This is a genomic window from Citrobacter sp. Ce006, from assembly GCF_030336535.1.
Taxonomy (GTDB): Bacteria; Pseudomonadota; Gammaproteobacteria; order Enterobacterales; family Enterobacteriaceae; genus Citrobacter; species Citrobacter europaeus.
In genome coordinates, this window is record NZ_JAOWDO010000058.1 from 196,798 (window position 1) to 214,539 (window position 17,742).

Here is a 17,742-nt window from a genome sequence, read left to right on the forward strand (position 1 = left end):
TTGCCGGATGGCGGCGTGAACGCCTTCTCCGGCCTGCAAAGTATCGCCATTTGGCGTCTACCAGGCCAGATTACATCATAACGACGTCGAACTGCTCCTGGTTATACAGCGGTTCAATTTGTACTTTGACCTGTTTGCCGACAAAGATTTCGACTTCCGCCAGCGCATGTGACTCTTCACCTTTCAGGGTCTCAGCTACTGCCGGTGAAGCATAGACCAGGAAACGATCGGAATCATATGCATGGTGTACCCGCACGATTTCGCGCATGATTTCATAGCATACGGTTTCCACCGTTTTCACCGTACCACGCCCGTGGCAGGTCGGACACTCGTTGCACAGCACATGCTCCACGCTTTCACGCGTGCGTTTGCGCGTCATCTCTACCAGACCCAGCTGTGAAAAACCGTTGATACTGGTTTTAACGCGATCCTTGCTCAGAGCCTGTTCCAGAGAGTGCAGCACCCGGCGACGGTGATCTTCATTATTCATGTCGATAAAATCGATAATGATAATGCCGCCGAGGTTTCGCAGACGCAGCTGACGAGCGATAGCCTGCGTTGCTTCAATATTAGTATTAAAGATAGTGTCGTCGAGATTACGATGCCCAACAAACGCGCCGGTGTTGATATCGACGGTGGTCATCGCTTCGGTTTGATCGATGATCAGATAACCGCCGGACTTCAGCTCTACTTTGCGTTCCAGCGCGCGCTGGATTTCATTCTCAACGTCAAAGAGATCAAATATGGGCTGGCGTCCGCTGTAATGTTCCAGCTTGCTGGTCATTTCGGGGATATATTCCGCCGTAAATTCCAGTAACGCTTCATAGGTCAAACGGGAGTCGACGCGGATCCGGTCAAGCTGCGCATCGGCAAAATCACGCAACACACGCTGCGCCAGCGCCAGTTCGCCATACATCTGATAGCGCGTTTGCGGGCGCTTTTTACGCTCCATGACTTTCGTCCAGACGCGCTTCAGGTAGGCAGCATCCGAGGCCAGATCCTCTTCACAGACGCCTTCCGCCGCGGTACGAATAATGAATCCGCCCTGCTCATCGCAGTAATCCGCTACCACTTTTTTAAGGCGCTCGCGTTCGGTTTCGCTTTCAATACGTTGGGACACGCCGACGTGCGAAGCACCCGGCATAAAGACGAGATAACGGGAAGGAAGCGTGATGTCCGTCGTCAGACGTGCGCCCTTAGTACCCAACGGATCTTTTACCACCTGCACCATGAGATCCTGGCCCTGGCGCACCAGTTCAGATATGTCGCGCACGGTGAACTGTTTTTGTTCTTCACCCGCCACGCATTCAGTGTGCGGCATGATGTCTGAAGCGTGAAGAAATGCGGCTTTATCCAGCCCAATATCTACAAAAGCCGCCTGCATACCCGGAAGTACACGACTTACACGACCTTTGTAGATATTGCCTACGATTCCGCGTCGCGCCTCACGTTCAATATGAATTTCCTGCAGAATACCGCCATCAATGTAAGCCACCCGAGTTTCCGATGGCGTTACGTTTACCAACAATTCAGCCGTCATGTTTATCCCTTTTCTCACGCAGTGCGTTAAAATTGGTCAGCAACTCATACGTTTCTACCAGCGGTAAGCCGACTACGGCGTGATAGCTGCCATTTATCTTCCTGACAAAACAGCCACCCAACCCTTGAATACCGTATGCACCTGCTTTATCCATTGGTTCACCGCTGGCAACATAGCCCGCGATGTCCTCATCGGTTAGTGCTCTGAACGTCACTTCCGTCACCACCAGACAGTCCAGACTGTGCTGGCGGTCGGCCAATGCCACAGCGGTCATGACCTGATGCGTTTTGCCCGACAGTTTGCGCAGCATGGCTGCAGCATGAGCGGCGTCGCGGGGTTTTTCCAGCACTTCGCCATTAAGGATAACAATGGTATCCGCCCCCAATACCGGCAAATCGCGCTGGGCCAGCGCCACACCAGCCTGCGCTTTTTCGCACGCCAGACGCGAAACGTACTGCTGCGCGCTTTCCTGCGGGTGCCGCTGCTCTTCAATCCCAGGCACCAGTCGTTCAAAAGTAACACCAAGCTGAGCGAGCAGCTCCTGACGACGTGGAGAACCTGAAGCAAGATACAGAGTATTCATATCAACCTTATTGCACCGCAAACTGCTGACGGACTTTACGCATCAGTAAGAATAGCCATGGCCAAAGCACACCATTCACTACACTACTCCAGAACACTTCGGGTCTGAAAGAGACATTGATCACTAAAAACTCGGCCCAGAAAACAATAATATCCACGACCAGTGATAACAACATGACCACCAACGCCTGCTGCCAGAGCGCGAGGTTGCGGAATAGCTGGAATTTCAGCGCGACCAGATAAGCAATGATACTCATAGACAATGCGCGCACGCCAAGCGTAGAGCCGCTGATGAGATCCAGTATGGCACCCACCACAAACCCTGTACCCACATTTACGCGATGCGGCAGCGCCAGGATCCAGTACAACAAGATGAGCAGCACCCAGTTTGGCCGGAAAACCAGAATGTCGTCCGGCCAGGGCATGACCTGCAGCAACAGTGCAATAAGGAACGAGAGCCAAATCACCCAACGTCCCTGGCTACGATAGCTTGCCACTTACTGTCCTCCCGGCTTACGCGGAGCAGATTGTGGCGAGGTGGTATCCGCAGGCGCTGGAGTCACGCCTGTTGCGGGAGCTGGCACTGGCGCAGGCGGCCCCATGGCATCTGGTGCCGGCAGAACTTGCGGCATCATTTGCATCAGACGTTCATTGGCAACGCGGTGCACTTCTTCTGGCGTCATCGGATTTGCGCCATTACGATCGGCGCCCCACAACAGCAGCAGATAGCGCAGACGTTGCAGACCCGCGGTCGGGCGTGCCTGAATCACAGTATAAGCGCGCTGAGTATCCAGCTTAACGGAAGAAACAACAGCAACCGGATAACCCTCAGGGAAACGGCCACCCAGGCCCGAGGTAACCAGCACATCGCCAACGCGAATGTCGGTATTGGCCGGCAGGTGTTCGAGCTGAAGATCGTCGGTGCAACCGTTACCGGCAGCGATCACGCGAATATCGTTACGCAGTACCTGAATAGGCAACGCATGTGTTGCATCGCAAATCAGCAGCACACGGCTGGTCAGTTTAGCCACCGCAACGACCTGACCTACTACGCCTTTGTCGCTAATAACCGGCTGACCTTCGTAGACGCCGTTAACGCTCCCTTTGTCGATAACCACCTGATCGCTGTAAGGGTCATTAACCGTTGAGATGACCTGCGTCACCATCTTTTGTTCGTCCTGGCGCAGCGGCGATCCCAGCAGCTCACGCAAACGCGCGTTCTCCTGTTTATATTGCCCCAGCATCAGCAGTTCGCTATTTTTCAGCAGCAGTTCCTGACGCAACGCCCGGTTTTCAAGTTCGAGTTGGTCACGCGAAGCCAGCGTTTGCGAAACGCCGTCGAGTAATTCACGGGGACCATTTGAGATAAAGTAGAAAGGACTGACGGCGGTATCCATGTACGTTCGGATTTGACTGAACGTCCCCAGGCGGCTGTCGGCAATAATAACGCCGAGCGCCACCAGCACCGCCAGAATAAGGCGAATCTGTAGCGACGGGCCACGGCTAAAAATTGGCTTCATAGTCTATGCGTATTCTCGTATCAGAGCGGAAGGGTAACCCGCTGGCTACCCTACCTGCATCCGATTACTCTTCGCTGAACAGGTCGCCGCCGTGCATATCGATCATTTCCAGTGCCTTGCCGCCACCACGCGCCACGCAGGTCAGCGGATCTTCAGCAACAACAACTGGAATACCGGTTTCTTCCATTAACAGACGGTCAAGATTACGCAGCAGCGCGCCGCCACCGGTCAGTACCATGCCGCGTTCGGAGATGTCAGACGCCAGCTCTGGCGGGCACTGTTCCAGTGCAACCATGACTGCGCTCACAATACCGGTCAGCGGTTCCTGCAGAGCTTCCAGAATCTCGTTGGAGTTCAGGGTAAAGCCGCGCGGAACACCTTCAGCCAGGTTACGACCGCGAACTTCAATTTCGCGCACTTCGTCACCCGGATAAGCGGAACCGATCTCGTGTTTGATACGTTCTGCGGTAGCTTCACCGATCAGAGAACCGTAGTTACGACGAACATAATTAATGATCGCTTCGTCGAAGCGGTCGCCGCCAATACGTACAGAAGAAGAGTAAACCACGCCGTTCAGAGAGATAACGGCAACTTCAGTAGTACCACCACCGATATCCACAACCATAGAACCGGTTGCTTCAGAAACTGGCAAACCCGCACCGATCGCAGCCGCCATCGGCTCTTCAATCAGGAAGACTTCACGGGCGCCTGCGCCCTGAGCGGATTCACGGATCGCACGGCGCTCAACCTGAGTTGCTCCAACCGGTACACACACCAGTACGCGCGGGCTTGGGCGCATGAAGCTATTGCTGTGCACTTGTTTGATAAAGTGCTGGAGCATTTTTTCAGTCACGAAGAAGTCAGCGATAACGCCGTCTTTCATTGGGCGAATTGCAGCGATATTGCCCGGTGTACGACCCAGCATCTGCTTCGCATCATGACCTACTGCAGCCACGCTTTTCGGCGAACCGGCACGATCCTGACGAATGGCCACAACAGAAGGCTCATTCAATACGATGCCTTGTCCTTTTACATAAATAAGGGTATTCGCGGTACCCAAGTCAATGGACAGGTCATTGGAAAACATGCCACGAAATTTTTTCAACATACTAAGGGATAATCCTGAAAGCTGGGGCGGAAAACAAAATCCGCTTACTTTACCAACCACACGCAGCAGCGACAAGGCGCAAAAATCATCTGCTACGGTGAAAATTAGTGCAGTTCGTTTCCTTTGTTACAAAACCGGCCTGAGTCCATCAGGGCTGAATAAATCAGCAGCATTCCTCGCTTTTGTTTGCAACCTGTCAAAGGTCATTCACCTGCATGTTTGCTGTTACAACCTGGCGAGCAGACAAGCACACCCCCAGAAGGCACAGCGCGCGTTATTCTACGTGAAAACAAATTAAACGGCAGGTTAAACCGAGTATCTTTGCGAATATTTTTTCACGTTAGTGTCAAGTGGCTGTGATGCGGCAAAAAAATCCCCTTGCCCACCCGCAACTCCGCGTTCCGTCAGCGTATGCCACTCGCTACGCGAACGAACGCCCGTGGCGTAAACCTGCGTTGGTGTTCCAGAACAGGCTTCCACCAGGCTTTGAACCAGGAGCTGGTTTTCAGTCCGCTTTTCAATATTCCTCACCAGGCTTGGATGGAGCTTCAATAACTCAACGTTAAGCTCTTTGATCCAACTGGTGCTCACCAGCGTTAAACCCGCCTGCGTAACGGCAATTCGCACACCCAGCGCATTCATCAATCTGATGACAGGCTGTAACCGGCTGATATGTTGACAGACATCTGCCTCCGCAAGTTCAATAATTATGCGTTTACGTAATGATTTTTCGCACTGCATCAGCGTATCACGTAGCCAGCGCTGAAAACGTGGGCGAATTAGCGATTCAACCGTTGTCTGCATCGCCAGGTTTTCCTGCGGCCAGTAGCCCAACAGTAGGATCAGACGGCTGATTTGCAGGCGGTCATACTCTTCAGCCAGGCCAAACTGCAGCACCATCGGCATATATTCCGCCGAGATGACCTCTTCGCTGCCATCAAAAATCCGGCACATCAGCTCCCGATGGTGTACCCGACCTTCGCGTGTTACCGCAGGCTTTTGATAAATTCTTGGTCCGCCCCGGCTGAGCATCTGTTCGATCAGCGTTCGCCAGCGTACGTTTCCCCGCCCTTTTTCCGGCAGTGAGTCATCATAGACCGACCAACTGTTTCCGCCCTGCAATACCGAATTCCGCGTAGCCGCTTCGGCGTGATCCATTACTTGTTCCGTCGACTGTCCGCTGCGGCAAACGCAAATACCGATATGAACCATATCGGCACGATCGATCATTTTATTAGCCGGAAGCGCATCTACCGCTTTTAATAATTGCCCGGCGATGCTTTCCGCCTCCTTCAGCGTGCGGTGTGGCAGCAGGATGGCAAAATCGCTACGGTGGTAGCGTGCCAGCAACGCGCCCGGATAGCGCGTCATGAAAGTCGACAACAAATTAATTAACGTCGAAATTTGTTCTTCCGCGAGGGTGATTCCCCAGCTATCGCGCAGCAGAGTAAAGTCCGGCAGACGCACCATCATCACGACGCCATGCGATCCCACTTTTTCCTGATCTTCCAGCAGCGTTGCCAGTTGGTTATCAAAGAACAGGCGGTTGCTCAGTCCGGTTTTTGTATCCTGCGCCACATAGGAGCGAATCAGCGTATCGAGGCGGCTGCGTTGTTCGCGAGCATTTTGAATTTCGGTCAGTAACATATCGAGTGCGCTACTGGTACGCGCTGGCCATTCATAGACTGTTCCCCGCACGTTCGGTCCACGTTCGCCATTCAGAATGCGCGTGGAACGAATCTCCAGCAGTTCCTGACCTGAAAGTTGACGCTGAAGCCAGCGCACCGACAAAAAGAGCATCAGTATAATGAAAGCAATCGCCAGCGTGAGTGGCGCGGTGGTCATCAGCGAATGGAAATAGTTGCCCATCGGATCCTGATAAACCAGACGCAGCGACATGCCAGGATGTTTGACCAGCGGGACGGTGATGTCACGATACAGATTGTTCGTCCCCGCCGGGCGATAACTGCTGGTACGGGAGTGGTCATACACCACGTTTTCGCCCTGTAGCAGTTCAACGCGCACGATATCAGCAGAAACCATCAGTTCATCTATTTGCGGGGTTAACGCCACAACATCGCGGGAAACAAGGTGCGTATCAATTGCCGTCGCCACCGCCTGAACACGGGTAGTGAACTTATATTGAATCGCGTTATAGAAACTCAGCGAGCAGCCGATCAGAGTCACGAAGATCGTTAACCCAGTAAGCAGCGTGACAAAAGCTGAAAATTTCGTCGTTAATCGCATCCTTGTGTTAACTCCGACAGTTATGAAACGGGCATGAAAGTGATATAGCGACCCAAAAATGCAAAACTGAACGCAAAATCCGTCCATTTATACAAACAGTGTGGGCATACTACCAAATCAGGTATATCTGGCAATTTATTGCGCAGAATCGGCATCATGTTTTGATTAGCGAGTATAGTCTTCATTAATAATTTTCCAATCCACTATACGAATTGAGGACAGGTTATGCAGGCTTTGATCTTAGAACAGCAGGACGGAAAAACCCTCGCATCCGTTCAACCCCTCGACGAAAATCAGCTACCTGAAGGCGATGTGACGGTGGATGTCCACTGGTCGAGCCTGAACTATAAAGACGCTCTGGCTATCACTGGCAAGGGTAAAATCATTCGTAATTTTCCGATGATTCCTGGTATCGATTTCGCCGGTACCGTGCGTGCAAGCGAAGATCCCCGTTTTCATGCGGGTCAGGAAGTGTTACTGACCGGTTGGGGCGTGGGTGAAAATCATTGGGGTGGACTGGCAGAACGCGCACGCGTGAAAGGCGACTGGCTGGTTGCCCTGCCAAAAGGACTGGATGGGCGTAAAGCCATGGTCATCGGCACCGCCGGCTTTACCGCTATGCTGTGCGTAATGGCGCTTGAGGATGCAGGTATTCGCCCGCAAGACGGTGAAATTGTCGTCACCGGCGCCAGCGGCGGCGTGGGCAGCACAGCCGTTGCGTTACTGCATAAGCTGGGTTATCAGGTTGCGGCGGTTTCGGGCCGTGAAAGTACCCACGACTACCTGAAGAGCCTGGGCGCCAGCCGTATTCTTGGTCGCGATGAGTTTGCAGAATCACGCCCGCTGGAAAAACAGCTGTGGGCTGGCGCGGTTGATACCGTTGGCGACAAAGTTCTGGCAAAAGTTCTGGCGCAGATGAACTACGGCGGCTGCGTTGCCGCCTGCGGCCTGGCTGGCGGTTTCGCTCTGCCAACCACGGTGATGCCATTCATTCTGCGTAACGTTCGTTTGCAAGGAGTGGACTCGGTGATGACCCCGCCAGCACGCCGGGCAGAGGCCTGGGCGCGTCTGGTTAAGGATCTGCCGGAATCTTTCTATGCTCAGGCCGCCACGGAGATTACGCTGGCGGATGCGCCGAAGTTCGCCGATGCCATCATCAATAACCAGGTGCAAGGCCGTACGCTGGTGAAGGTGAAGTAACAGGCGCTGGCGCAGATATTTACACTTAATTAACGAAATTTCGCGGCATATTTCCAGACTCCCTGCCATATTAACTACGCGTCCCCTGTCAGTTATGACGCGTAAGCCGGGAGTCTGTTATGAAGAAACTACGTCCATTTACAGAAGCCGACGTCACTGACGAGTCGGCTTTTTTTATGCAGCGTCGCCAGGTACTGAAAGCATTAGGGATCAGCGCTGCCGCATTGTCCTTGCCCCACTCTGCGCAGGCTGACCTTCTTAGCTGGTTTAAAGGGAACGACCGCCCACCCGCGCCCGCAGGTAAGCCACTTGATTTCAGTAAACCCGCCGCCTGGCAAAATTCGCTTCCTTTAACGCCAGCGGATAAAGTTTCTGGCTACAACAACTTCTATGAGTTCGGTCTCGATAAGGCAGATCCGGCAGCCAACGCAGGTAGCCTGAAAACCGATCCGTGGACGTTGCAAATCAGTGGCGAAGTGGCAAAACCACTCACCCTCGATCACGATGCGCTGACCGCCCGTTTCCCGCTGGAAGAACGGATTTACCGGATGCGTTGTGTGGAAGCCTGGTCAATGGTTGTGCCGTGGATTGGCTTTCCGTTATATAAACTGCTGGCACAGGTTGAACCCACCAGCAACGCAAAGTATGTCGCGTTCGAAACGCGCTACGCGCCGGATGAGATGCCAGGACAAAAGGATCGTTTTATTGGCGGCGGGCTGAAGTATCCCTATGTTGAAGGCCTGCGTCTGGACGAAGCGATGCATCCACTCACGTTGCTTACCGTGGGGGTTTATGGAAAAGCCCTCCCGCCACAAAATGGCGCGCCCATTCGTTTAATTGTGCCGTGGAAATACGGATTTAAAGGCATTAAGTCGATTGTGAGTATCAAACTCACCCGCGAACGCCCGCCGACCACCTGGAACCTGGCCGCCCCCAATGAATATGGGTTTTATGCCAACGTGAATCCGCATGTCGATCACCCCCGTTGGTCCCAGGCCACCGAGCGTTTCATTGGCGCTGGCGGTATTCTGGACGTTCAACGCCAACCCACGCTGCTGTTTAACGGTTACGCCGATGAGGTTGCATCACTGTACCGTGGTCTTAACCTGCAGGAGAATTTTTAGGTGCGTCTGACTGCGAAACACATTACCGGGCTGAAAGTTTGCCTGCATCTTGCCGGCTTTTTGCCGTTTGTCTGGCTATTTTGGGCGGTAAATAACGGCGGCCTGAGCGCCGACCCGATCAAAGATATCCAGCACTTTACCGGTAGGACAGCTCTGAAATTCTTACTGGCGACCTTGCTGGTCTCTCCTCTTGCGCGCTACGCTAAACAGCCATTATTGATACGCACGCGTCGCCTGTTAGGGCTATGGTGTTTCGCCTGGGCAACGCTGCATTTAACCAGCTACGCGCTTCTGGAACTGGGTATTAATAATCTGGCGCTGTTAGGACGCGAATTAATCACACGACCTTATTTGATGCTGGGCATTGTCAGTTGGGTCATATTATTCGCCCTCACATTAACATCCACGCAGTTGGCGCAGCGAAAGCTGGGTAAAAATTGGCAGTATCTGCACAACTTCGTCTATCTTGTGGCGATCCTGGCACCCATACATTATCTGTGGTCGGTAAAAATTATCTCCCCGCAACCGATCATTTATGCCGCACTCGCTGCGGTGCTGTTAGCCTGCCGATACAAGAAGTTTCGCCAGTGGTGGCGGTAGTTTCACGATATGTGCAGTACGTTGCAAAATGCGGACGATCCGATTTTCTTTACATGTTAACGGTTGATTATCTTCCCTGATAAGACCAGTATTTAGCTGCCAATTGCTACGAAATAGTTATAATGTGCGACTTTGCTATCCCCGGTAGCGTTTTTAGAGCGCGGAAAGGGTGACATTCGCATGTTGAAGGTATATTTTGTCTTTTACCCGAAAATGGCAGAAGATAGCCGCACAATGACTAACAAGTCTGGCAATCTCACTTAATGGCAACCGCACCCAGTGCAACGCCTGAGATGCGTGGCATCTTGTCACTCACTGTTATAAAAATGCTATACAGACGGCGGTAAAACGCTTGTCACAATCTCACTAAACAAAGAGTACGGAACCCACTCATGGATATTCGTAAGATTAAAAAACTGATCGAGCTGGTTGAAGAATCAGGCATCTCCGAACTGGAAATTTCTGAAGGCGAAGAATCTGTACGCATCAGCCGTGCGGCGCCAGCTGCAAGTTTTCCAATGATGCAACAGGCTTATGCTGCACCAGTGATGCAGCAGCCAGCTCTGTCTAACGCTGTCGCACAAACTGCCTCTCCAAGTATGGAAGCTCCGGCAGCAGCGGAAATCAGTGGTCACATCGTACGCTCCCCAATGGTTGGTACGTTCTACCGCACCCCGAGCCCGGATGCGAAAGCGTTCATCGAAATCGGCCAGAAAGTGAATGCGGGCGATACCCTGTGCATCGTTGAAGCCATGAAAATGATGAACCAGATCGAAGCCGACAAATCCGGTGTCGTTAAAGCGATTCTGGTAGAAAGCGGTCAACCGGTAGAATTTGACGAGCCGCTGGTCGTCATCGAATAACGAGGCGAACATGTTGGATAAAATTGTTATCGCCAACCGTGGTGAGATTGCCCTGCGTATTCTTCGTGCCTGTAAAGAACTGGGCATCAAGACTGTCGCGGTGCACTCAAGCGCGGATCGCGATTTAAAACACGTATTGCTGGCGGATGAGACGGTTTGTATTGGCCCGGCTCAGTCCGTAAAAAGCTATCTGAACATCCCGGCTATCATTAGCGCTGCTGAAATCACCGGCGCGGTGGCAATTCACCCGGGCTATGGCTTCCTTTCTGAGAACGCCAACTTTGCTGAGCAGGTAGAGCGTTCCGGCTTTATCTTCATCGGCCCGAAAGCCGACACTATCCGCCTGATGGGCGACAAAGTGTCCGCAATCACCGCGATGAAGAAAGCTGGCGTACCGACAGTCCCTGGCTCTGACGGCCCGCTGGGCGATGACATGGACGCTAACCGCGCTCATGCTAAACGCATCGGCTACCCGGTTATCATCAAAGCCTCCGGCGGCGGCGGCGGTCGCGGTATGCGCGTCGTGCGCAGCGATGCCGAGCTGGCGCAATCCATCTCCATGACCAAAGCGGAAGCGAAAGCGGCTTTCAACAACGACATGGTCTACATGGAGAAGTACCTGGAAAACCCACGCCACATCGAAATTCAGGTGCTGGCAGACGGTCAGGGTAACGCGATTTATCTGGCAGAACGTGACTGCTCCATGCAGCGTCGTCACCAGAAAGTCGTCGAAGAAGCACCAGCGCCGGGCATTACACCGGAACTGCGTCGCTACATCGGCGAGCGTTGCGCCAAAGCATGCGTTGATATCGGCTATCGCGGGGCGGGTACTTTTGAGTTCCTGTTTGAAAACGGCGAGTTCTACTTCATTGAGATGAACACCCGTATTCAGGTTGAACACCCGGTAACCGAAATGATCACCGGCGTTGACCTGATCAAAGAGCAACTGCGCATCGCAGCGGGACAACCGCTGTCCATCAAGCAGGACGAAGTTGTGGTTAAAGGCCATGCGGTAGAATGCCGTATCAACGCCGAAGACCCGAACACCTTCCTGCCAAGCCCGGGCAAAATCACGCGTTTCCACGCGCCGGGTGGCTTTGGTGTGCGTTGGGAGTCCCATATTTACGCAGGCTACACTGTACCTCCGTACTATGACTCAATGATCGGTAAGCTGATCTGCTATGGCGAAAACCGCGACGTAGCGATCGCCCGTATGAAAAACGCATTGCAGGAACTGATCATCGACGGTATCAAAACCAACGTTGATCTGCAGATCCGCATCATGAATGACGAGCATTTCCAGCACGGTGGAACCAATATCCACTATCTGGAGAAAAAACTCGGACTTCAGGAAAAGTAAGCGTGCGTTAACCGAAAAGGCCGGAAATTCCGGCCTTTTGTTTTTCTCCCCTCCCGCACGTGCCATAAGGTACAATCCCCGCTTTCTTTATCCACAAGGGACAAAAAATGGACGCTCGTTTTGTTCAGGCCCATAAAGAGGCGCGCTGGGCGCTGTGGCTGACCCTTTTATATCTTGCCACATGGTTAGTGGCCGCTTACTTACCAGATTCTACACTCGGTATTACCGGCTTACCGCACTGGTTTGAAATGGCCTGTCTGCTAACGCCACTGGTTTTCATCTTACTGTGCTGGGCGATGGTGAAGTTTGTCTATCGCGACATTCCGTTGGAGGATGACGATGCAGCTTGAAGTTATTTTGCCGCTGGTCGCCTACCTACTGGTGGTCTTCGGTCTTTCTGTTTACGCCATGCGTAAGAGAGTGACCGGTACTTTCCTGAATGAATATTTCCTCGGCAGCCGCTCCATGGGCGGGGTCGTGTTAGCCATGACGCTAACGGCAACCTATATTAGCGCCAGCTCATTTATTGGTGGTCCTGGCGCCGCTTACAAATACGGGCTGGGATGGGTGCTGCTGGCGATGATCCAGTTGCCTGCGGTATGGCTCTCTTTGGGGATTCTTGGTAAGAAATTCGCCATTCTGGCGCGCCGCTATAATGCCGTTACCCTCAACGATATGCTGTTTGCGCGCTACCAGAGCCGCCTGCTGGTGTGGCTGGCGAGCCTCAGCTTACTGGTCGCGTTTGTCGGGGCGATGACCGTACAGTTTATTGGCGGCGCACGTTTGCTGGAAACCGCTGCGGGTATCCCTTACGAAACGGGTCTGCTGATTTTTGGCGTCAGTATCGCTTTATATACGGCATTCGGCGGTTTTCGCGCCAGCGTACTGAACGACACCATGCAGGGCATGGTGATGCTGATTGGTACTATCGTTCTGCTGGTCGGCGTCGTTCACGCTGCCGGCGGCCTCAGCAACGCGGTAGTAACCCTGCAAACCATCGATCCTAAACTGGTTTCGCCGCAGGGTGCTGATGACATTCTGTCACCCACTTTCATGACCTCATTCTGGGTACTGGTGTGCTTTGGCGTCATTGGCCTGCCGCACACGGCGGTACGCTGCATCTCTTATAAAGATAGTAAAGCAGTGCACCGCGGCATTATCATCGGCACCATCGTGGTGGCAATCCTGATGTTTGGTATGCATCTGGCGGGGGCGTTGGGACGTGCGGTGATCCCTGACCTCACGGTACCGGATCTGGTTATCCCTACGCTGATGGTCAAAGTGTTGCCGCCGATAGCTGCCGGGATCTTCCTCGCGGCCCCGATGGCCGCGATCATGTCGACGATCAATGCCCAATTGCTGCAAAGTTCCGCTACGATCATTAAGGATTTGTACCTGAACCTTCGTCCGGAACAGCTGAAAAACGAAACCCGGCTGAAGCGTATGTCGGCAGTCATTACCCTGCTGCTCGGCGCATTACTGCTGCTGGCCGCCTGGAAACCGCCAGAGATGATTATCTGGCTTAACCTGCTGGCGTTTGGCGGGCTGGAAGCCGTTTTCCTGTGGCCGCTGGTGCTGGGCCTGTACTGGGAGCGGGCAAACGCGGCTGGCGCATTGAGCGCGATGATTGTCGGCGGCGTACTTTATGCCGTCCTCGCTACCTTTAACGTTCAGTACCTGGGCTTCCACCCGATTGTGCCCTCGTTACTGATAAGTTTGCTGGCTTTCCTGATTGGCAACCGTTTCGGTTCCGCCGTCCCGCAAGCCGCCATATTGACTACTGATAAATAAAGAGTTTTGCCATGCCATGGATCCAACTGAAACTGAACACGACCGGCGCCAACGCTGAAGAATTGAGCGATGCGCTGATGGAAGCGGGCTCCGTTTCCATTACTTTCCAGGATACGCATGATACGCCGGTGTTTGAACCTCTGCCCGGCGAGACTCGCCTGTGGGGAGATACCGATGTGATCGGCTTGTTCGATGCAGAAACCGACATGAAAGAAGTGGTTGCCATCCTGGAGCAACATCCGCTGTTGGGCGAAGGCTTCGCGCATAAAATCGAACAGCTCGAAGACAAAGACTGGGAACGCGAATGGATGGATAACTTCCACCCGATGCGCTTTGGCGAACGTCTGTGGATTTGCCCGAGCTGGCGCGATGTCCCGGATGAGAATGCCGTCAACGTGATGCTGGATCCGGGTCTGGCATTTGGCACAGGTACTCACCCCACCACCTCTCTGTGCCTGCAATGGCTGGACGGTCTCGATCTCAACGGCAAAACGGTTATCGACTTTGGCTGCGGCTCCGGCATTCTTGCCATTGCGGCGCTGAAACTGGGCGCAGCGAAAGCTATCGGCGTGGATATCGATCCGCAAGCGATTCAAGCCAGCCGGGATAACGCCGAGCGCAATGGCGTTTCCGAGCGTCTGGAGTTGTACCTGCCAAAAGACCAGCCAGAAGCGATGAAAGCCGACGTGGTGGTCGCTAACATTCTTGCCGGCCCATTACGTGAGCTGGCGCCGCTAATCAGCGTACTGCCCGTTGAGGGCGGTTTACTGGGGCTTTCTGGTATTCTTGCCAGCCAGGCGGAAAGCGTTTGCGAAGCCTATGCCGATCTCTTTACGCTCGATCCGGTTATCGAGAAAGAAGAGTGGTGCCGCATCACCGGTCAGAAAAAATAATCCCTTCTCGTTACCGTTGGTAACGCAATAATCGCTCTTTTTTTCGCAAAAGGATTTGCGGAAATGGGAGCGAGATCGCATTACAAAGTCACTATTTGCTCACAAAAACAGCTTTTTATCCTGATAACTTGAGTCTGGCCGTAATAAAAAAAGAGAAGTTTTTGGAATTTATAAACGGATGAAAAATTAGCACAACATCGTATCCAAATGATTATTAAAGATTTTAATTTGAAACTGTGTACTTAACCAGCAATTCATTGATCCACCTCAGTGGATTGGTCAAAGTTTGGCCTTTCATCTCGTGCGAAAAATGCGTAATATACGCCGCCTTGCAGTCACAGTATGGTCATTTCTTAACTCATGCGCATCGGACAATATCAGCTCAGAAATCGCCTGATCGCAGCACCTATGGCTGGCATCACTGACAGACCATTCAGGACGCTGTGCTATGAGATGGGAGCCGGATTGACGGTATCCGAGATGATGTCTTCTAACCCGCAGGTTTGGGAAAGTGACAAGTCTCGTTTACGGATGGTGCACGTTGATGAGCCAGGAATTCGCACGGTGCAAATTGCCGGTAGCGACCCTGTTGAGATGGCCGATGCCGCACGTATTAACGTGGAAAGCGGCGCCCAGATTATTGATATCAATATGGGGTGTCCGGCTAAAAAAGTGAATCGTAAGCTCGCAGGTTCAGCCCTCTTGCAGTACCCGGACTTAGTGAAATCAATACTAACCGAGGTCGTCAATGCAGTGGACGTTCCTGTCACACTCAAGATTCGCACCGGCTGGGCTCCGGAACACCGTAACTGCGTAGAGATTGCCCAACTGGCTGAAGACTGTGGCATTCAGGCTCTGACCATTCATGGACGCACCCGCGCCTGTTTGTTCAATGGAGATGCTGAGTACGACAGTATTCGGGCAGTTAAGCAGAAAGTTTCCATTCCGATTATCGCGAATGGCGACATTACTGACCCGCATAAAGCCAGAGCTGTACTCGACTATACGGGGGCGGATGCCCTGATGATAGGACGTGCAGCTCAGGGAAGACCCTGGATCTTTCGGGAAATCCAGCATTATCTGGACACTGGGGAGCTGCTGCCCCCGCTGCCTCTGGCAGAGGTGAAGCGCTTGCTTTGTGCGCACATTCGGGAACTGCACGACTTTTACGGTCAGGCAAAAGGGTACCGAATTGCGCGTAAACACGTATCCTGGTATCTCCAGGAACACGCTCCGGATGACCAGTTTCGGCGCACATTCAACGCCATTGAAGATTCCAGCGAACAGCTGGCGGCGTTGGAGGCATACTTCGAAAATTTTGCGTAAACAGAAATAAAGAGCTGACAGAACTATGTTCGAACAACGCGTAAATTCTGACGTACTGACCGTTTCTACCGTTAACTCTCAGGACCAGGTAACTCAAAAACCCCTGCGTGACTCGGTTAAACAGGCACTGAAGAACTATTTTGCTCAATTGAATGGTCAGGATGTTAACGATCTCTATGAGCTGGTACTGGCTGAAGTAGAACAGCCCCTGTTGGACATGGTGATGCAATACACCCGCGGTAACCAGACCCGTGCTGCCCTGATGATGGGCATCAACCGTGGTACGCTGCGTAAAAAACTGAAAAAATACGGCATGAACTGATACTAATCAGCGAAATGTTTGTTTTAAAAGGCGCTACTCGGCATGGGGAAGCGCCTTTTTTATTAACGTCACACGGGAGGCTTTGGCGATGAACGCAAGATGTGAACCTGTCTATTTTGGCGATGAGTCTAAAAAGATAATCCTGGGTGATGCGCTGACCGAACTGAAAAAGCTGCCGTCTGAAAGCATCGATCTCATTTTTGCCGACCCACCTTATAACATCGGTAAAGACTTTGACGGGATGGTGGAATCCTGGGATGAAGAGGCTTTTCTGGCGTGGCTCTTTGAGTGCATTGACGAATGCCACCGCATTCTCAAACCGCACGGCACCATGTACATCATGAACAGTACGGAGAACATGCCGTACATCGACCTCAAATGCCGCCAGATCTTTACCATCAAGAGCCGTATCGTGTGGTCATACGATAGCTCCGGCGTACAGGCTAAAAAGCACTTTGGGTCGATGTATGAACCGATCCTGATGATGGTAAAAGATCAGAAAAACTACACGTTTAATCGTGATGATATTCTGGTGGAAGCTAAAACAGGCGCTCAACGCGCGCTGATAGACTACAGAAAGAACCCGCCTCAACCTTACAACCAGAAAAAAGTGCCGGGCAATGTCTGGGAGTTTCCACGCGTTCGTTATCTGATGGACGAATATGAAAATCATCCGACGCAAAAGCCCAAAGCCCTCCTTGAACGCATCATTCTGGCTTCCTCCTGCCCAGATGACAGCGTGCTGGATCCGTTTGCCGGTAGTTTCACCACCGGTGCCACCGCCGTGGACTTAGGCCGCAAGTTTGTCGGGATTGAAATCAATGCCGAGTACGTAAAAATGGGACTCAGAAGAATGAGTATTGGCTCTCATTTTTCAGAGATTGAGCTTGCAAAGGTAAAAAAGCGGAAGACAAAAAACCTGTCTAAAAAGAGTCGATTAACGGCAAAGAACGGCGATCTTTCAGCAAAGTAAAAGCATTGTAAGTCTGCTTTTCAGCCTACAGATTTCGTGTATATTCCCTGCACGCTTGGGCATGAATACACAGGGCTTGGTAATGATTCGCAAGTATTGGTGGCTGGTTGTTTTTGCGGTCTTCGTTTTTCTTTTTGATGCGCTGCTCATTCAGTGGATAGAACTGATGACAACGGAACACGACAAGTGCCGGAATATGAATTCAGTGAACCCTCTTAAGCTTGTCAACTGCGTCGATCTCGAATAGCACGACGGGAAACACTTCGGCAGTCGTCAGGCCCTGGCGGCCAACT

Annotated in this window: 18 protein-coding genes; 12 read left to right on the forward strand and 6 right to left on the reverse strand. The window is 52.5% G+C overall.

Annotated elements, in window-relative coordinates:
• Positions 1 to 70 precede the first annotated feature (70 nt).
• The 6 genes from rng to csrD all read right to left on the reverse strand — a co-directional run bounded on the left by rng (position 71) and on the right by csrD (position 6,997).
• On the reverse strand, positions 71 to 1,540 hold the full coding sequence (gene rng, locus OGV94_RS05925) for a ribonuclease G (RefSeq protein ID WP_003025190.1): 1,470 nt from the start codon (positions 1,538 to 1,540) through the stop codon (positions 71 to 73).
• Positions 1,530 to 2,123, reverse strand: a complete 594-nt coding sequence (locus OGV94_RS05930) for a Maf family protein (RefSeq protein WP_080626033.1) — start codon at positions 2,121 to 2,123, stop codon at positions 1,530 to 1,532. Before OGV94_RS05930 ends, rng begins: the two co-directional genes overlap by 11 nt.
• Positions 2,124 to 2,130: 7 nt before the next feature.
• Complete coding sequence (gene mreD / locus OGV94_RS05935; RefSeq protein WP_003025196.1) at positions 2,131 to 2,619, reverse strand: rod shape-determining protein MreD; 489 nt, start codon at positions 2,617 to 2,619, stop codon at positions 2,131 to 2,133.
• On the reverse strand, positions 2,620 to 3,642 hold the full coding sequence (gene mreC, locus OGV94_RS05940) for a rod shape-determining protein MreC (protein ID WP_047408294.1): 1,023 nt from the start codon (positions 3,640 to 3,642) through the stop codon (positions 2,620 to 2,622).
• Positions 3,643 to 3,706: 64 nt separating this feature from the next.
• The gene (mreB, locus tag OGV94_RS05945) at positions 3,707 to 4,750 is read right to left on the reverse strand and encodes a rod shape-determining protein MreB (protein ID WP_000913396.1); all 1,044 of its coding nucleotides are present in this window, start codon (positions 4,748 to 4,750) and stop codon (positions 3,707 to 3,709) included.
• A 306-nt stretch (positions 4,751 to 5,056) separates the two neighbouring features.
• Positions 5,057 to 6,997 carry an RNase E specificity factor CsrD gene (gene csrD / locus OGV94_RS05950; protein ID WP_043017825.1) on the reverse strand — a complete coding sequence of 647 codons (1,941 nt, stop codon included), beginning with the start codon at positions 6,995 to 6,997 and terminating at the stop codon, positions 5,057 to 5,059.
• A 225-nt stretch (positions 6,998 to 7,222) separates the two neighbouring features.
• Here csrD and acuI point away from each other — a divergent pair, with 225 nt between their 5' ends.
• From acuI to OGV94_RS06010, 12 genes are all read left to right on the forward strand, one after another.
• Entirely contained in the window at positions 7,223 to 8,197 is a 975-nt protein-coding gene (gene acuI / locus OGV94_RS05955) for an acrylyl-CoA reductase (NADPH) (protein ID WP_043017826.1), read from the forward strand.
• Between the two features lie 119 nt (positions 8,198 to 8,316).
• Complete coding sequence (gene msrP, locus OGV94_RS05960) at positions 8,317 to 9,321, forward strand: protein-methionine-sulfoxide reductase catalytic subunit MsrP (RefSeq protein WP_043017827.1); 1,005 nt, start codon at positions 8,317 to 8,319, stop codon at positions 9,319 to 9,321.
• Positions 9,322 to 9,921 carry a protein-methionine-sulfoxide reductase heme-binding subunit MsrQ gene (gene msrQ / locus OGV94_RS05965; protein ID WP_286518686.1) on the forward strand — a complete coding sequence of 200 codons (600 nt, stop codon included), beginning with the start codon at positions 9,322 to 9,324 and terminating at the stop codon, positions 9,919 to 9,921. It abuts the gene before it with no gap.
• A gap of 392 nt (positions 9,922 to 10,313) precedes the next feature.
• Entirely contained in the window at positions 10,314 to 10,784 is a 471-nt protein-coding gene (gene accB / locus OGV94_RS05970) for an acetyl-CoA carboxylase biotin carboxyl carrier protein (protein ID WP_003025210.1), read from the forward strand.
• 10 nt (positions 10,785 to 10,794) lie between these two features.
• A complete protein-coding gene (gene accC, locus OGV94_RS05975; RefSeq protein ID WP_043017829.1) occupies positions 10,795 to 12,144 on the forward strand; it encodes an acetyl-CoA carboxylase biotin carboxylase subunit in 1,350 nt (449 codons plus the stop codon).
• A 107-nt stretch (positions 12,145 to 12,251) separates the two neighbouring features.
• Entirely contained in the window at positions 12,252 to 12,494 is a 243-nt protein-coding gene (locus tag OGV94_RS05980; RefSeq protein ID WP_047408285.1) for a YhdT family protein, read from the forward strand.
• Positions 12,484 to 13,935 carry a sodium/pantothenate symporter gene (gene panF / locus OGV94_RS05985; RefSeq protein WP_047408282.1) on the forward strand — a complete coding sequence of 484 codons (1,452 nt, stop codon included), beginning with the start codon at positions 12,484 to 12,486 and terminating at the stop codon, positions 13,933 to 13,935. The genes OGV94_RS05980 and panF overlap by 11 nt, the downstream gene beginning before the upstream one ends.
• Before the next feature lie 11 nt (positions 13,936 to 13,946).
• Positions 13,947 to 14,828 (forward strand): 50S ribosomal protein L11 methyltransferase, encoded by an 882-nt coding sequence (gene prmA, locus OGV94_RS05990; protein WP_043017832.1) that lies wholly within the window; start codon positions 13,947 to 13,949, stop codon positions 14,826 to 14,828.
• A 360-nt stretch (positions 14,829 to 15,188) separates the two neighbouring features.
• The gene (gene dusB, locus OGV94_RS05995) at positions 15,189 to 16,154 is read left to right on the forward strand and encodes a tRNA dihydrouridine synthase DusB (protein WP_008785970.1); all 966 of its coding nucleotides are present in this window, start codon (positions 15,189 to 15,191) and stop codon (positions 16,152 to 16,154) included.
• Positions 16,155 to 16,179: 25 nt separating this feature from the next.
• Positions 16,180 to 16,476 (forward strand): DNA-binding transcriptional regulator Fis, encoded by a 297-nt coding sequence (fis, locus tag OGV94_RS06000; RefSeq protein WP_000462905.1) that lies wholly within the window; start codon positions 16,180 to 16,182, stop codon positions 16,474 to 16,476.
• 88 nt (positions 16,477 to 16,564) lie between these two features.
• Positions 16,565 to 17,449 (forward strand): adenine-specific DNA-methyltransferase, encoded by an 885-nt coding sequence (gene yhdJ / locus OGV94_RS06005; protein WP_286518685.1) that lies wholly within the window; start codon positions 16,565 to 16,567, stop codon positions 17,447 to 17,449.
• An 82-nt stretch (positions 17,450 to 17,531) separates the two neighbouring features.
• Positions 17,532 to 17,696: a DUF2556 family protein gene (locus OGV94_RS06010; RefSeq protein ID WP_003025279.1), complete on the forward strand. Its 165-nt coding sequence runs from the start codon at positions 17,532 to 17,534 to the stop codon at positions 17,694 to 17,696.
• The last annotated feature ends 46 nt before the right edge of the window (positions 17,697 to 17,742 follow it).

Excerpts from the sequence above, each read along its gene's own strand:
- rng (WP_003025190.1), bottom strand. The coding sequence starts at position 1,540 with ATGACGGCTGAATTGTTGGTAAACGTAACGCCATCGGAAACTCGGGTG.
- OGV94_RS05930 (WP_080626033.1), bottom strand. The coding sequence starts at position 2,123 with ATGAATACTCTGTATCTTGCTTCAGGTTCTCCACGTCGTCAGGAGCTG.
- mreC (WP_047408294.1), bottom strand. The coding sequence starts at position 3,642 with ATGAAGCCAATTTTTAGCCGTGGCCCGTCGCTACAGATTCGCCTTATT.
- mreB (WP_000913396.1), bottom strand. The coding sequence starts at position 4,750 with ATGTTGAAAAAATTTCGTGGCATGTTTTCCAATGACCTGTCCATTGAC.
- csrD (WP_043017825.1), bottom strand. The coding sequence starts at position 6,997 with ATGCGATTAACGACGAAATTTTCAGCTTTTGTCACGCTGCTTACTGGG.
- acuI (WP_043017826.1), top strand. The coding sequence starts at position 7,223 with ATGCAGGCTTTGATCTTAGAACAGCAGGACGGAAAAACCCTCGCATCC.
- msrP (WP_043017827.1), top strand. The coding sequence starts at position 8,317 with ATGAAGAAACTACGTCCATTTACAGAAGCCGACGTCACTGACGAGTCG.
- accB (WP_003025210.1), top strand. The coding sequence starts at position 10,314 with ATGGATATTCGTAAGATTAAAAAACTGATCGAGCTGGTTGAAGAATCA.
- accC (WP_043017829.1), top strand. The coding sequence starts at position 10,795 with ATGTTGGATAAAATTGTTATCGCCAACCGTGGTGAGATTGCCCTGCGT.
- OGV94_RS05980 (WP_047408285.1), top strand. The coding sequence starts at position 12,252 with ATGGACGCTCGTTTTGTTCAGGCCCATAAAGAGGCGCGCTGGGCGCTG.
- panF (WP_047408282.1), top strand. The coding sequence starts at position 12,484 with ATGCAGCTTGAAGTTATTTTGCCGCTGGTCGCCTACCTACTGGTGGTC.
- prmA (WP_043017832.1), top strand. The coding sequence starts at position 13,947 with ATGCCATGGATCCAACTGAAACTGAACACGACCGGCGCCAACGCTGAA.
- dusB (WP_008785970.1), top strand. The coding sequence starts at position 15,189 with ATGCGCATCGGACAATATCAGCTCAGAAATCGCCTGATCGCAGCACCT.
- fis (WP_000462905.1), top strand. The coding sequence starts at position 16,180 with ATGTTCGAACAACGCGTAAATTCTGACGTACTGACCGTTTCTACCGTT.
- yhdJ (WP_286518685.1), top strand. The coding sequence starts at position 16,565 with ATGAACGCAAGATGTGAACCTGTCTATTTTGGCGATGAGTCTAAAAAG.
- OGV94_RS06010 (WP_003025279.1), top strand. The coding sequence starts at position 17,532 with ATGATTCGCAAGTATTGGTGGCTGGTTGTTTTTGCGGTCTTCGTTTTT.